This is a genomic window from Paenibacillus sp. YAF4_2 (assembly GCF_052113225.1).
In the GTDB taxonomy this organism is placed as follows: domain Bacteria; phylum Bacillota; class Bacilli; order Paenibacillales; family Paenibacillaceae; genus Pristimantibacillus.
Window position 1 is genome coordinate 237,801 of sequence record NZ_JBFRCT010000009.1, and the last position, 14,136, is coordinate 251,936.

The window sequence follows — 14,136 nt, forward strand, 5'->3', positions numbered from 1 at the left end:
ATGGGTTTTTAGTAAACTGCGAATTGTGTCGATCAGAGAGCCGGTGGATGGTGCGAACCGGTGCACGCCGCATGTTGAATTACCGCCCGGAGTAAGTGGAGGAACGGCCGATTTGAATCGGAAGCCAGTAGTCTGCTTCGGAGTTGCAACTCCGTTATCAAGCAATGAAGTGAGAGCCCGTGTAATGATTGCCATGTGGAACATAATGGCGGCGAGCTCTAACGAGGGTGGTACCGCGAGCTAATCCTTCTCGTCCCTTGGGGCTGGAAGGATTTTTTGTGTTCATTTTTTACTATAGACGCTTAGAGAGTGAGGAAAGTTGTATGGTGAAATGGGATCAGTTATCGGAAAATCAAAAAGCAGAAGTGGAACGCCAGCTTGGTGTTATCCGTCGTGGAGTTGTGGAGATCGTACCTGAGGGAGAGCTAGTTGAAAAGCTTTCGAATTCCGTAGCAACGGGCACACCGCTCAAAATTAAGCTTGGTCTTGACCCGTCTGCACCGGATATCCATGTTGGGCATACAGTAGTGCTTCATAAACTTCGTCAGTTCCAATCGCTTGGTCATCAAGTGCAGTTGATTATCGGTGATTTCACGGGCAGAATCGGTGATCCAACAGGTAAATCCGAGACACGCAAGCAGCTTACGGAAGAAGATGTGAAGCGTAATGCGGAAACGTATCAGAAGCAAATTTACAAAATTCTAGATCCGGAGAAAACAAAGCTGTACTACAACTCCGAATGGCTTGCTCCAATGACCTTCGCAGATGTTGTAACTTTGTCGGCAAAACTGACAGTTGCCCGTATGCTTGAGCGTGATGATTTCACGAAGCGTTATTCGTCGGGTCAACCGATCAGCATTCATGAGTTCTTCTACCCGCTGATGCAAGGTTATGATTCTGTTGCTTTGGAGACAGATGTAGAGCTGGGCGGAACGGATCAAAAGTTCAATCTGCTCATGGGACGTACGCTGCAGAAGGAATACGGCAAATCGCAGCAAGTTGCGATTATGACTCCAATCATCGAAGGTCTTGATGGTGTTAACAAAATGAGTAAGAGCCTTGGCAATTACATCGGTATTGATGAAGAGCCAGGTGAGATTTACGGCAAATCGATGTCGATCCCGGACGAGCTGATGGCGAAATACTACGAGCTGGCGACAGATATGAGCAACGAAGATTTGGCTGACCTTAAGGCTGGCCTTGCTGACGGAACGGTTCATCCGCGTGATGCGAAGATGCGCCTCGCAGCAACCTTTGTCCGTATGTACCATGGCGAAGAAGCGGCTGAAGCTGCGCAGCAAAACTTCATTACTGTATTCCAGCAGCGTGCTCTGCCTACCGACATTGAAGAAGCAGTTATTCCTGCAACCGAGCTGGATAACGGCCAAATCAAGCTAGTGAAGCTGCTTACGTTTACCGGATTGCAAACGTCCGTAAGCGAAGCAAAGCGTAGCGTTCAGCAAGGTGCTGTACGAATTAATGAAGAAAAGCTGTCCGACGTTGACGCCGTGATTACGCTTAAAGACGGAGACGTTGTACAAGTTGGCAAACGGAAATTTATTAAAGTGAAGCTGGGATAATTAGCAGAAATAGTGCTTAAAAGAAGCTTGCGAATGCAAGCTTCTATTTTTTCGCAACAAAAGGGGCGGTATATGCGTATGAATTAACAGCATATGGATGCTGTGAGAGGGGGATGGAATTGGAGGCGATATTCTGGGGATGTTTCGTCGGTGGAGCGTTATATGCCATTATTAGCGCCCTGCTGGGAGATTTGATTGGTCATGCGCTTGGCGGCATCCTTGATTTTTTATCGCTGGATGGACATCCGTGGATGAATCCAACAACACTTGTTGGTGGGATTACAGCATTTGGAGGCGCGGGACTGCTGCTTATGCATTACACGGCCATAGGGATGATTATTGTCCTGCTTCTTGCCATAATCAGTGGCGTGTTGATTGGCAGCGGTGGTTATTTCCTGTACGTGAAGCCAATGAGCGAAAGCGAGAATTCCATTGCGCTGTCTGAGAAAGATTTGATTGGCAAGATCGCAGAAGTACTTACGGCCATTCCTGCAACAGGCTATGGAGAAGTACTAGTCAAGGTGGGAGCGGGCAATACAAACCAAATTGCTGCGAGCTTCGACAAAATGGCGATTCCAGGTGGAACAAGGGTCGTTATTGTGGAAGTGAAGGACAGTACGCTGTACGTATCAAAGTTAGATCCATACTAAGAAGCTTCATAAGCTGAGAGGGGTTTGTTCATGCCAGAATATTTAATTATTCCTGTTATTGTTGTCGCTGTATTAGTCATACTCGGTATTGCCTTTTGGGCGCGTTATCGGACGGTTAGTCCAGATGAAGCTATGATTGTGACCGGTTCTTTTCTAGGAAGCCGTAATGTAAGCTCAGATGAAACGGGACGAAAAATCAAAATTGTACGCGGCGGTGGTGCTTTTATCTTGCCGATCTTCCAGAAAGCTGAGTTTTTATCCCTGCTTTCTCATAAGCTCGATGTCTCTACTCCCGAGGTCTATACGGAGCAAGGTGTACCCGTAATGGCGGATGGCGTTGCAATTATAAAAATCGGCGGGATCGTTGAGGATGTAGCGACGGCAGCTGAGCAATTTATGGGTAAACCAACAGAAGCGCTGAAGAGTGAAGCGCAAGAAGTGCTTGAAGGCCACCTGCGTGCCATTCTTGGCTCGATGACCGTTGAAGAAGTATACCGAAATCGCGATAAATTCGCGCAAGAGGTACAGGGAGTAGCCGCTAAGGATTTGAAGAAAATGGGGCTGCAAATTGTCTCCTTCACAATAAAAGATTTGCGTGATAAACACGGATATCTGGATGCCCTTGGTAAACCTCGGATCGCCGCTGTTAAGCGTGATGCGGATATTGCTGAAGCGGAAGCCGTAAGAGACTCCAGAATTAAGAAGGCACTTGCCGAAGAGGAAGGCCAGAAGGCGGAGCTGCTCCGTGATACGAATATCGCTGAGGCAGGGAAAGAGAAAGAGCTGAAGATTGCATCCTTCAAGCGCGATCAGGATATGGCTAAGGCAGAGGCGGATCAGGCGTATTTCATTCAGGAAGCGCGTGCGAAGCAAAGCGTAGTTGAAGAGCAAATGAAGGTTGAGCTTGTTCGGAAAGAACGCGAGATCGACCTGGAAGCGAAGGAGATCTTGCGCCGTGAGAAGCAGTATGATGCAGAAGTGAAGAAAAAGGCAGAAGCTGACCGTTATGCAGTAGAGCAGGCGGCCGAAGCGGATAAAACGAAACGTCTGCGCGAAGCGGATGCACTGCAGTATAGCATTGAAGCGGAAGCGAAGGCGAATGCCGAGCAGAAGCGTCTCGACGGTATGGCCGTGGCTGATGCTGAGCGTGCAAAAGGTACGGCGGAAGCCGAGGTTATCCGCCTGCGTGGTCTTGCTGAAGCGGAAGCGAAAGAGAAGCTTGCTCAAGCGTTCGAAAGCTTTGGCGAAGCAGCGATCCTCGATATTATTGTGAAAATGCTGCCTGAGCTCGCAGGCAAAGTCGCTGAGCCAATTAAAGGTATTGATAAGCTGACAGTTGTAGATACCGGCCATGGTGAAGGGGCAGCTCGTTTAAGCAATTATGTTACCAGCTTAATGGCGACAGCTCCGGAGATGCTTAAGAATGTATCGGGCATTGATGTGAATGCTTTGATGAAAGGCTTAACTTCGCGGGTGTCCGGTGCACTAACCATACCGGCTGCCGCTGCTTCTGAGACACCTGTACAGATCCCACAGCCGGCTGAGCCTACCGAGAAGAAGGAATAACCAAACACAAACAATCCCGAGGCGGACATAAGATCCGCTTCGGGATTTTTTATTTCAATACTTAACAGCGACAATTCGTATCCGTCTGTAATCAGCTTGATATACACCGTTTACAACCTGCAGATTATGTTTCGCAGTTTCGTATACCTCTTGCTTAGCAGCCTGTCGGTCTGCATCATTCAAGCCTTTGAAGAATGCATCCCCAAACCCTTCGAGCCAATGCATCACACCTTTATCGCCTTCGGGCAGTGGAGTCGGCCTGTCGAAATGCTCGGCGATCCGAACTTGGAAGCCGTGCTGCTCGAGCAGGCTCGTATATTCCCCTATAGAAGGGAAGAACCAGGGGTTTCGCTCAGCAGGATTGATGCCGTAGCGAGGCATTACTTCATAGAAAGCTTGGACGAAAGTATCAACATTGCCTTTGCCGCCAAACTCAGCGACAAATCGTCCACCACTTTTTAAAGCATGATGGACCGACTCAATAACACCTGATGCATTCTTCATCCAATGAAGGGCAGCATTTGAGAAAACAGCATCAAAACGAGCGTCCAGGGTAAACTGCTCGCCATCACCAACGAGAAAATGAATTTCCGGATATTTAGTTCTTGCGGAAGAGATCATGGTATCCGACTGATCCATCCCAGTTACCTGTGCACCAACTTTCGCAATTTCAACAGCCAGATCTCCAGTGCCACAGCCCAAGTCAAGAATATGCTCATCTTGCTTAGGATCCAGCCATTCCATAATTCCTTTCCCAAGCCGGGATACGAATCCAAGCTGCGAATCATAAGTTCCGGGGTTCCATTCCTGTGTGCCTTGAGTGTTCATGCAACTTCGCCTCCAATTGGTTATATCTATAGTTTTACCTCCAACATCCATATAAGTAAAATATATAATAACTATTCTCTTTATAGTTTCAGCCTATAATGTGAGCAAGTAAAAACCCGAGGGCATAAGCTCTCGGGTTTTTGAGTCAAGCGATTAACGGCTGTAGAACTCGACGATTTGTTTCTCGTCGATATCTTGGGACAGCTCAGCGCGTTCTGGCAGGCGAACGAATTTGCCTTCCATAGCTTGATCGTTGAATTCCAGGTAGTTCGGCAAGTGATGACGGCCTTCCATAGCTTCTTTGATCGATTTTTGACCACGGCTGCGTTCACGCAGACCGATAACGTCACCAGTCGATACAGTGTAAGAAGCGATGTCAACTTTTTTGCCGTTAACTGTTACATGACCATGCGATACCAACTGACGCGAACCTGCACGGGAGTTAGCAAAGCCAAGACGGTAAACAAGGTTGTCCAGACGGCTTTCAAGAAGGATCATGAAGTTTTCGCCGGAAATACCTTTGATTTTAGCCGCTTTGTCGAACAAGTTGCGGAATTGCTTCTCGTTCAAACCGTACATGTGACGAAGTTTTTGTTTTTCTTGCAATTGAACGCCATAACCACTCAGCTTTTTGCGTTGGTTAGGACCGTGTTGGCCTGGAGGGAATGGACGTTTCAATTCTTTGCCAGTACCGCTCAGGGAAATACCAAGACGGCGGCTGAGTTTAAATTTAGGACCTGTATAACGTGACATGAGTTGTGTAACTCCTTCAAAATTGGATTTTTGAGGATGGGGTTGTGTTTCGCCGAATACGCTCTATGCTTGAATTCTCGAAGCCTGATATACAGTTCAGCCGCTGGTCTATCAGCGAACGTACTCTCGAGGGTGACACAAAACCGTAAGCCCATGCATTCATTAATTGATAATATATGAAAATGAGGTCCTTTGTCAAGGCGCCAGCAACTGCCATAGATGGCTTCAATAACGGTTCAAAAGACCTAAATGTTGGAATTTTGAGTAGTGCAAAATTCTCAAAAATAAAGTATGATTATATTCATTATAATAGTTTGCTAGACTCGCTCCTTTAATGCACGGAAGGGCTGGGTGTTGCCGATGGCGGATCGATATAATTATCGTCAGGCTAATGATGTAGCTGCCGCGGCAGCTCATCGGATGGAAGAAGATACGCAAATAATATGGTTTGAGAACGAAGATATTCAAGCTGCTGATGGTCCGTACTTGCTGCCTCTGCTTCAAGACAGCTTCACAAGCTGGCGCAAGGATACGGAAGAGCAGGTTATGTTTGAGGATGGACAATTCGCATTGTTTGATTGGGAAATGAATTTGATCAGTTCAACTGTGAAATTAGACTCGCAAGCCGATGTGATCTCCACTGCGCGGCAGGCAGCCTCTATTATAACATCAGGAACGACAGAAGAGGAGCATACACTGGGGGCTGTGGCCGTTCCAGTATTCACTCGTTCAGATCATCGTCCTTTTTGTGTACTTGTTTATGTAACAGAAACAAAACACAGCAGCGATAAACACGTTGCCCAGCTTAGTGCTATGCATTTTCGAACATGCTTTTACCGACGATTTGAGCAGCTATATATCAAGGATCTGATCATGCATCAGCAACGTACTGATAAAGAGGCAAGCAGGCGTGATGCGTTATTTCTGGCAGCCAAGCGGCTCTATGATCAGTTTGACGTCACATCAGTATTATCTGAGATGTTAAGCAGCCTTGAGCAGCTTTATCCGAGCTCGGCAGCACATTTATTCCTGTCACAGGATCATGTGAATGGTGATCCCCGTGTTAGGCCGCTTGTATTTAAGAATGCAGCGCATGACCTGGTAGCCAAATCTTTTCTTGAAGGCAAGCTGGTGACGGAACAAGACCGTGATGGGACGAAGAGACTCGCCGTGCCGATGACAGGCAAACAAGCAGCCTATGGTGTATTATGTTTGACCGTCAATGCGGAAGGTTGGGATGATGCGGATTTACCAGCGTTCCTGCTTCTTGCTGATACGGCAGGGTCAGCTTTTGAGAATGCAAAGCTGTATGAGCAGTCGAATTTGCTTATTAATGAACTAAGGCTGATTAACGAGCTGACGAAGCGGCTGAATCAGTCGCTCAAGCTGAAAGAAATTTTCAAGTTCGCGACCACGGAACTTCTTGGAGTATTTGATGCGGATTATTGCTGTATTCTGCAGCTTAATAAAGAAAAGAATCAATTTGTTGTCGTGTCCAGTAACATTCCAGCCATGTCCAGCGAGCATTTCTCACCGGATTACGGCTTTAGTGGTATCGTACATCGTACGAGAGAGCCGCTTATTATTTCGGATTATTGGCATACGAGGGTTGTAAATTCGAAGTTGATGGATAATACAGGGGCACGCTCACTGATCGCTACGCCGATTCTGGTGGAATCTGAAGTAGAAGGCGTTATAATGGTTGCTCATAAGAGTGCGAACTTTTTTTCCTATGACAATTATAAACTGCTTCAAGTGATGTCTACTCATATCAGCCTTGCGATTACGAATGCATCACTACATGCTGAGGTACGAAGAATGGTCATTACCGATAATCTGACTGGGCTGCATGCCCGCCATTATCTGAATGAGCAAATTCAGAGCCGCCAGAGAAAAGATCCGCTTGGAGCGCTTATTCTTGTGGATATTGATCACTTTAAGCAAATCAATGATACATTTGGCCATCAAGTAGGTGATCAAATCTTGGTGCAGGTCAGCAATATTATACGCGGCTCTATTCGTCAGGGTGATATTGCGGCAAGATGGGGCGGAGAGGAACTCGCGGTTTATTTGCCGGGTATTCGTTCCGACCAAGCCTACCGAATTGCAGAGCGAATTAGGACACATGTTGAAGCGGAGACCAAGCCGGTCGTAACGGTATCCTGCGGCGTGTCGGAATGGACATTCGAGAATGAGAAGATAAGTGTAGAATCGTTGTTCTACAGGGCTGACATGGCGCTGTATGAGGCGAAAAATAACGGAAGAAATCGGATTTACGTTGGACAAGCCAACTAAATTCTGACCCCGTATTTGCAAGGACACCCTTTGAGGTGTCCTTTTCTTTTATGAGCTCGAATAAGGCGCAGACTATTCAGGGGACGATAAGAATATATGGAGGCATTTACGGAGGTGTAGTAGATGACAATAATCAAACATACCTTGACTGGATTGACCCTTGCAGCGTTGCTGCTTGCTCTGGCGGGGTGCTCGAATGCTAGCCGTCCTCCTGAGGAATGGCTGAACTTATCGATTGCCGGTCTTGCGGGAACGGATCAATATGCTTTCTCTGGGCAAACGACGGTTTCCACAGCCGAAGGATGGTCTTATGCTCCACTTACTTTTAAAGGTCATATTGAAGAGCATACGAAGCTGCATGCCAAGAATGAAGATGGTGAAGAGCTTCAGTGGAGTCCAATCGAGCTGCTGGAAAAAGTGAAAAATGCGGATAAACAAGTTAGCATTGATAATGCGGTATCGACTGCGGATACAGTAGCGCTTCATATTCAGTTGAATGACGAGGAGGCAAACAAGCTGTGGAAGGAACAGCTTCAAGAGGAGATGAACAAACTTGCATCTAATGCCCCATTAGAGGATGGAGCTTATAAGAATGCTTGGATGAAGGAACTTAATGAATCACGCAAAAAAATGGACAATATGCTTAAGTCCTTGCAAGTAAAATCACAGTATGATGTTCTTATCGACCGGAATAGCCTAATTCCACTCAAGCTGACTGAGCACTCGACCTTTCAATATTCCTTATCAGGGAAAGATAAACAAGAGAAGCGGGATACAAGTGTGACATTCGACTCCTTTGACGGGACAGGAACTGTTCAATAGGCGGTCAACGTGCTAATATGTTCGAAGGCTGTTTTTTCATAACAGTGCTTGAAAAGATGGAGGTTTGAGAAATATGCGTGATGCAAGATTACAGAAGCTGGCAGCTAACCTTGTCGGCTACTCAATTGATGTACAGCCAGGCGATAACGTACTGATCGATTTGATCGGTTTGGAGCTGGAGCTTGGGAAGTGTCTAATTGAAGAAGTGACCCAACGTGGTGGCAGACCGTTTGTAGAGCTGAGCGACCGCTCGGTTCTGCGTACGATGCTGACCCATGCAACCAAAGAGCAAATTGAGCTTTGGTCTAAGCTGGACTTGGAACGTATGGAGCAAATGCAGGGCTATATCGGTGTGCGTTCGGGTTCGAATGTGAATGAGCTGTCCGATGTTCCGAAAGAAAAAATGCGCTTATACGAGCAATTATACACACATCCCGTACATATGGAGGAGAGAGTGAAACGGACGAAGTGGGTTGTCCTTCGTTATCCGACTCCTTCGATGGCGCAGCTGGCTAATATGAGCACAGAAGCATTTGAGGATTTCTACTTTAACGTTTGTAATTTGGATTATGCGAAAATGGACCGTGCACAAGATCCTCTGCAGACGCTAATGTCCAGAACTGACCGTGTACGGATCGTATCGCCTGGTACTGACCTTACATTCTCTATTAACGGAATTGGTGCGAAAAAATGTTCCGGTCAACGTAATATTCCAGATGGTGAAGTATTCTCTGCGCCTGTACGTGACTCCGTAAACGGTGTAATCACGTATAATGCACCAAGCGTATACTCGGGAACAACGTTCCAGAACATTTCGTTTACCTTCGAGAACGGTAAAATTGTCAAAGCGACAAGTAATGATACCGAAAAGCTGAATGAGATATTGGACAGCGATGAAGGCGCACGTTATATCGGCGAGTTTGCCATTGGTTTTAACCCATACATTCTGCATCCAATGAACGATATTTTGTTTGATGAGAAAATTGCAGGCAGTTTGCACTTCACGCCAGGTCAGGCCTATGAAGAGACGGATAATGGCAATCGATCTTCCATTCATTGGGATTTAGTATTGATTCAACGTCCGGAGTACGGCGGCGGAGAAATTTATTTCGATGATGTTTTGATTCGAAAAGACGGCGTTTTTGTACTGCCAGAGCTGGAAGCACTAAATTCCGAAAATTTGAAATAAATGAAAATGAAGCGTTTTTAAACTTTTCTCTTGATGGATGACATATTTCGGGTTATCATGAGGTCAAGGAAAGCTTTACTAATTAACTGGAGGGATTCCCCATGTCCAACAATGCAGCTATCGTAGAAATTTCCCAAGCGGCTAGCCAATTCCGCTCCTCAATCGTTCTGCAAGCCGATAACAAATATATCGACGTGAAGAGCATTCTTGGACTGTTTACGACGCTGGTAGGCGGTCACGCTTATGAGCTTCATGTTCATGGTCCGGACGCGGAAGAAGCAAAAGCAAAAATGGCTGAGATTTTCGCAAAACATAACTTGAACGTATCTGTAATTAGCGAATAGGACCGTTTAGGTCAACCACAAAAAAGTGTTTCTTCTTTTAATTAAGAAGAGACGCTTTTTTGTTTTGTCCTTGTGTATTAGCTCTTTTTCGTCTAATATAAAAGATATAGACGACGGCGGGTACACGCACAGGGGGGAAAACGATGTCTTCACCGGAAGTCACGGTTCAATTGCATGAGAAAGCGCTTCGTCTCCTAACGGAAGATGCGAGTAAAATAGAAAAACTTATCGAAGTTCAGATGGAGAACTTGACGACCCGTCAATGTCCGCTGTACGAAGAGGTTTTGGACACGCAAATGTATGGATTCTCGCGGGAGATTGACTTTGCTGTGCGCGCGGGGTTGATTGCCGAGCAAAGCGGGAAAGAGATGTTAAGCCGATTGGAGCGTAACCTCGCTCAATTGTATGAAGCATTAAATAATAAAGAGTAGACTCCGTAAGGAGCCTACTCTTTTTCTTTACAGCATTTCTTATACGAGATAGAAGGCAACACCTAGAATGACATACACCATAAGTAAGAGGAAACCCTCGTACCAGTTCGTCGTACCATCCCTCGATACCGACTTCGCAATAAATACCGATACCCCAATGGCGGTTAATTCAATAGGGGAGAAGATGATGTCCATCGTCTGGCCGCCCATTACTGTGCTAAGCAAGATTAACACTGGAGCAACAAATAGGGCTATCTGCAAGCTGCTGCCGATCGCGATCTCAACTGCTGCACCGATTTTATTCTTCATCGCCAGCATAACCGCTGCACTATGTTCAGCTGCATTACCGATAATCGCGATCACGAATGCCCCAACGAACAGCTCGGATAAGCCGAATTTGTCCGAGAAGCTGTCAAGCGTATGGACAAGCCATTCGCTGACGAATGCAACCATAACGGTTGCGACAAGCAGCAATATAATGGATAAACCTTTCGACCAGGCTGGTTCCTCGCCATGATCGGCATTCATTTCTTTGTCCGCAAGTACATCCTTATGCGTAATCATAGAGAATACAAGCCACAGGATATAAGATACGATCAGGATACAGGCAACGGTAATACTTAGAAAGTGATCCTTGTTCAAGGTGAAGTGTTCGGCCCCAACAAAGACAGCTGGTACAAACAACCCAATTACAGCCATAATCATAAGTGTTGCGTTATGCTCGGCCAGTTGATTATTGAAGAACTGCTGTTTGAACTTGATGCCGCCTGCTAGAAGGCTAAGCCCGAGAACGAGAAGCAGGTTACCAATAATCGAGCCGGTAATACTTGCTTTTACCGTATCGAACAAGCCCTCTTTAACGAGGAAAATCGCGATAATCAGTTCCGCCGCGTTACCAAATGTGGCGTTAAGGAACCCGCCAAGCCGTTGTCCCGCGTAGTGGGCAACACTCTCGGTTGCCTTGCCAAGAAAGCCAGCCACGAATACAACAGCGATGGCAGAAATGATAAATTGAACCGTCATGTCCCAGTGGGCGAAATGCCCGATAGCACTTAAGGCGAACATAACGATTAATCCGCCGTAAAACAAATTCTGTCTCACCAATTCCACCTCTTCAACTATGTCTAAAAATCATTATTATCATAACGAAAAAAGACAACCATGTAAACTTTTCCATAAATAATGTACACTTGTCTATCGAAGATGAACTTCCTTTCTTGCTTCACGCTGAGCCATCCATTACAATAATGATATATGGCAAATTGAGGAGTGGAATGAAATGAACGAGGACCTTCAAACAGGCATTATCCGTATTTCAGACGATGTAGTGGCAACGATTGCGGGACTCGCAGCGCTTGAGACTCCAGGCATTGCCGGAATGTCAGGCGGGATCTCCGAAGGGCTCGCGAAGCGGCTTAGCGGTAAAAACGTTCAAAAAGGTGTATCGGTAGAAGTAGGTCAGCTTGAGGCGGCGATCGATCTTCGCATCATCATTCATTATGGCATTCCGATTCAAGAGGTGTGCAGACAGCTGCAGCTGAATGTACGTGAGTCCGTTGAGAATATGACTGGTCTTAACGTCGTAGAAGTTAATGTAAAGGTGGAAGGCGTTGCTTTCAAAGAAGAAGAAACGTCGGAAGAGCCGCAACATCGGTTGAAATAGTCTTAAAGACCAACATACATAAAAAAGGCTGAATTCGTTCATTTGAACGGTTCAGCCTTTTTTATGTATGAGTGCGTTTGGAGCGTACTGGCTTGTCCTGCTTGTTCGCTTCTCTGGAAATGCTGAGAAGCACCCCCATGCACATAAGACAGACTAAGAGGGAAGAGCCTCCATAGCTGACAAATGGCAGCGTTACACCCGTAAGTGGAATAGCGCCTGTTACCCCGCCGACATTAATGAAGGCTTGCATGCCGAACAATCCGACAATACCTACTCCAACAATGGTCCCATATTGATCCGGACAGCGAAGAGCAACAATGAGTGCCCGCCAGAGGAAAATCAGGAAGAACAAGAGAAACAAGCTTGCACCGATAAATCCAAGTTCCTCAGCTATGACGGAAAAGATAAAGTCATTATAAGGGTAATCCAAGTAGTGCAACTTTTGAACGCTCTCTCCGAAGCCCGCCCCCATAAACCCACCATGTCCAAGCGCCTGCAGGGAGGATACCAGCTGGAAGCTGGTATTTTGTTGATCTGCAAGCGGATCGAGGAAGGCTGTAAATCGGGCAATTCGGTAGCTATTAGGATTAGTTGCCATACTAATGCTGACCAAGATAAGTAGAATAATCCCGAGTATACTGCCAACAAGGCCTACTTGCTTCAGATTAGCCCCACCTGCAATGATCATAATTGCAGCACATGAGGCTAGTACCAGACAAGAGCCTAGATCCGGTTGTAACATAATAAGACCACAGATCAATCCCACTATGAGAAGAACCGGCAGCAGCCCTTTCTTGAAGTCCCGAAACTTCTCGCTTTTCTTGGAGATGAGTGCTCCTAAGTAAAGGATTATTGCGAGCTTGGCCGGTTCCGTAGGTTGGAAGCTAAAAGGGCCAAGATTAAACCAGCTATGTGCGCCATTAATGTTCGAAGAGGTGAATGGTACGATCATCAACATAAATAGAACGGGGATAAATAAGATTAGAAATCCCCGCTTGAAGACGGTATAGGGCAGATTCATGAGGAAAAGCATCGAGAAGATCCCGAGAACCGCCCACATTAGCTGTCGCTTCGTAAAATATAAAGCGTCATTATTGAATTCTGATGATACAAGTGCAATGTTCGAGCTTGCGCTGAACACCATAACAAGTCCAAAGCCTACGAGCAGAAGCGTTAAAATAAGAAGCAGAAAGTCCGGTCTTCCACGACTGCCATTCTGCGGAGTCTTCTTCATACTAGGCAAGAAGCTGTTTCAGTTGATTAAGGCGTTGATTTGCAATCGCCATCAATGGCTGTGGAACTGGCGATTCATATTCAAGGCCATGAGGGAAAGTTGCTTTACCAATGTATACGTGTTCAATAGCAAGTACAGCATTAGGATTCTCGAGCTTGCCTTCAACCGCACGAGTGTTGATACGAAGGAAGTACTCAGATTGCGTTGCTGGATCCTCTAATTTGAGATCGTATGTAGCGCGATAGTACTCCCACTGCCAACGGACAAAGCCAAGCTGCTCGGCAGAATCGTCCAGATGAGCCAAATCGCTTTGAAGGCCGTCAAGGCCCGAGTTTTCAATAATCATCGTTATTTCCTCCTATAAGTTGCTTCTAATATTTGCTTGTTTACTTGTACATTCTTTTCCCATGATAGTATGTTTCCCCAGTCAGCGCAAGCCTTACTCTCGATGAGCAACCGCTATGCCTATGCCGCATCGCTTCGTTCTGTTAGAATAGATTGAAAAGGATGCTCCGGTTGTTTCGGTCGAGTCTTCCTTGCGGTTTGTTTCTTTATTAGATAAATGAATATCTGTGGAAACAAACGCGCAAAAGTCAGACTCGACTCGAAACAACCTTCGCTAACATTCTGTTCCACAAAACTTAGGCTAATGCTTACGAAGTAGTTTTGTTCCACAAAACTTTAGATTAATGCTTACGAAGTAGTTTTGTTCCACAAAACTTTAGATTAATGCTTACGAAGTAGTTTTGTTCCACAAAACTTTAGGCTAATGCTTACGAAG

14 protein-coding genes and 1 other annotated feature (1 of these 15 cut by a window edge) are annotated in these 14,136 nt (G+C 46.0%); of the genes, 9 read left to right on the top strand and 5 right to left on the bottom strand.

The genetic code is table 11. The annotated features are described in order from the left end of the window. Window positions 1-261 (top strand) — a binding site (T-box leader) (it extends 12 nt beyond the left edge of the window). Between the two features lie 65 nt (window positions 262-326). The 3 genes from tyrS to AB4Y93_RS21350 all read left to right on the top strand — a co-directional run bounded on the left by tyrS (window position 327) and on the right by AB4Y93_RS21350 (window position 3,796). Further along, window positions 327-1,580 carry a tyrosine--tRNA ligase gene (gene tyrS / locus AB4Y93_RS21340; RefSeq protein WP_441895008.1) on the top strand — a complete coding sequence of 418 codons (1,254 nt, stop codon included), beginning with the start codon at window positions 327-329 and terminating at the stop codon, window positions 1,578-1,580. Between the two features lie 113 nt (window positions 1,581-1,693). After that, on the top strand, window positions 1,694-2,230 hold the full coding sequence (locus AB4Y93_RS21345) for an NfeD family protein (RefSeq protein ID WP_441894877.1): 537 nt from the start codon (window positions 1,694-1,696) through the stop codon (window positions 2,228-2,230). Window positions 2,231-2,260: 30 nt separating this feature from the next. Further along, window positions 2,261-3,796: a flotillin family protein gene (locus AB4Y93_RS21350; protein WP_441894878.1), complete on the top strand. Its 1,536-nt coding sequence runs from the start codon at window positions 2,261-2,263 to the stop codon at window positions 3,794-3,796. Window positions 3,797-3,850: 54 nt separating this feature from the next. On the opposite strand, the gene AB4Y93_RS21355 is transcribed toward AB4Y93_RS21350, so the two are convergent. Beyond that, a complete protein-coding gene (locus tag AB4Y93_RS21355) occupies window positions 3,851-4,624 on the bottom strand; it encodes a class I SAM-dependent methyltransferase (protein ID WP_441894880.1) in 774 nt (257 codons plus the stop codon). Between the two features lie 153 nt (window positions 4,625-4,777). Next, window positions 4,778-5,377 carry a 30S ribosomal protein S4 gene (gene rpsD, locus AB4Y93_RS21360; RefSeq protein WP_167277936.1) on the bottom strand — a complete coding sequence of 200 codons (600 nt, stop codon included), beginning with the start codon at window positions 5,375-5,377 and terminating at the stop codon, window positions 4,778-4,780. A gap of 360 nt (window positions 5,378-5,737) precedes the next feature. On the opposite strand from rpsD, the gene AB4Y93_RS21365 reads away from it, so the two are divergent. The 5 genes from AB4Y93_RS21365 to AB4Y93_RS21385 all read left to right on the top strand — a co-directional run bounded on the left by AB4Y93_RS21365 (window position 5,738) and on the right by AB4Y93_RS21385 (window position 10,458). Then, on the top strand, window positions 5,738-7,672 hold the full coding sequence (locus tag AB4Y93_RS21365) for a diguanylate cyclase (RefSeq protein WP_441894882.1): 1,935 nt from the start codon (window positions 5,738-5,740) through the stop codon (window positions 7,670-7,672). A gap of 123 nt (window positions 7,673-7,795) precedes the next feature. Further along, the gene (locus tag AB4Y93_RS21370) at window positions 7,796-8,494 is read left to right on the top strand and encodes a hypothetical protein (protein WP_441894884.1); all 699 of its coding nucleotides are present in this window, start codon (window positions 7,796-7,798) and stop codon (window positions 8,492-8,494) included. A gap of 73 nt (window positions 8,495-8,567) precedes the next feature. Then, entirely contained in the window at window positions 8,568-9,683 is a 1,116-nt protein-coding gene (locus tag AB4Y93_RS21375; RefSeq protein WP_441894885.1) for an aminopeptidase, read from the top strand. 101 nt (window positions 9,684-9,784) lie between these two features. Then, on the top strand, window positions 9,785-10,027 hold the full coding sequence (locus tag AB4Y93_RS21380) for an HPr family phosphocarrier protein (protein WP_015845356.1): 243 nt from the start codon (window positions 9,785-9,787) through the stop codon (window positions 10,025-10,027). 143 nt (window positions 10,028-10,170) lie between these two features. Beyond that, window positions 10,171-10,458 carry a YlaN family protein gene (locus AB4Y93_RS21385; RefSeq protein ID WP_127493480.1) on the top strand — a complete coding sequence of 96 codons (288 nt, stop codon included), beginning with the start codon at window positions 10,171-10,173 and terminating at the stop codon, window positions 10,456-10,458. Between the two features lie 39 nt (window positions 10,459-10,497). Here the strand turns inward: AB4Y93_RS21385 and cax are convergent, their stop codons facing one another. Continuing rightward, the gene (gene cax, locus AB4Y93_RS21390; protein WP_441894887.1) at window positions 10,498-11,559 is read right to left on the bottom strand and encodes a calcium/proton exchanger; all 1,062 of its coding nucleotides are present in this window, start codon (window positions 11,557-11,559) and stop codon (window positions 10,498-10,500) included. Window positions 11,560-11,737: 178 nt separating this feature from the next. On the opposite strand from cax, the gene AB4Y93_RS21395 reads away from it, so the two are divergent. After that, entirely contained in the window at window positions 11,738-12,121 is a 384-nt protein-coding gene (locus tag AB4Y93_RS21395) for an Asp23/Gls24 family envelope stress response protein (protein WP_441894889.1), read from the top strand. A 61-nt stretch (window positions 12,122-12,182) separates the two neighbouring features. On the opposite strand, the gene ftsW is transcribed toward AB4Y93_RS21395, so the two are convergent. Beyond that, complete coding sequence (ftsW, locus tag AB4Y93_RS21400) at window positions 12,183-13,355, bottom strand: putative lipid II flippase FtsW (protein ID WP_441894891.1); 1,173 nt, start codon at window positions 13,353-13,355, stop codon at window positions 12,183-12,185. 1 nt (window position 13,356) lies between these two features. Further along, window positions 13,357-13,701, bottom strand: a complete 345-nt coding sequence (locus AB4Y93_RS21405) for a YugN family protein (protein WP_441894892.1) — start codon at window positions 13,699-13,701, stop codon at window positions 13,357-13,359. Window positions 13,702-14,136 lie beyond the last annotated feature (435 nt).

Coding starts and splice junctions, on each gene's coding strand:
- AB4Y93_RS21345 (WP_441894877.1), top strand. CDS start 1,694: ATGGAATTGGAGGCGATATTCTGGGGATGTTTCGTCGGTGGAGCGTTA.
- AB4Y93_RS21350 (WP_441894878.1), top strand. CDS start 2,261: ATGCCAGAATATTTAATTATTCCTGTTATTGTTGTCGCTGTATTAGTC.
- AB4Y93_RS21355 (WP_441894880.1), bottom strand. CDS start 4,624: ATGAACACTCAAGGCACACAGGAATGGAACCCCGGAACTTATGATTCG.
- rpsD (WP_167277936.1), bottom strand. CDS start 5,377: ATGTCACGTTATACAGGTCCTAAATTTAAACTCAGCCGCCGTCTTGGT.
- AB4Y93_RS21365 (WP_441894882.1), top strand. CDS start 5,738: ATGGCGGATCGATATAATTATCGTCAGGCTAATGATGTAGCTGCCGCG.
- AB4Y93_RS21370 (WP_441894884.1), top strand. CDS start 7,796: ATGACAATAATCAAACATACCTTGACTGGATTGACCCTTGCAGCGTTG.
- AB4Y93_RS21375 (WP_441894885.1), top strand. CDS start 8,568: ATGCGTGATGCAAGATTACAGAAGCTGGCAGCTAACCTTGTCGGCTAC.
- AB4Y93_RS21380 (WP_015845356.1), top strand. CDS start 9,785: ATGTCCAACAATGCAGCTATCGTAGAAATTTCCCAAGCGGCTAGCCAA.
- AB4Y93_RS21385 (WP_127493480.1), top strand. CDS start 10,171: ATGTCTTCACCGGAAGTCACGGTTCAATTGCATGAGAAAGCGCTTCGT.
- AB4Y93_RS21395 (WP_441894889.1), top strand. CDS start 11,738: ATGAACGAGGACCTTCAAACAGGCATTATCCGTATTTCAGACGATGTA.
- ftsW (WP_441894891.1), bottom strand. CDS start 13,355: ATGAAGAAGACTCCGCAGAATGGCAGTCGTGGAAGACCGGACTTTCTG.
- AB4Y93_RS21405 (WP_441894892.1), bottom strand. CDS start 13,701: ATGATTATTGAAAACTCGGGCCTTGACGGCCTTCAAAGCGATTTGGCT.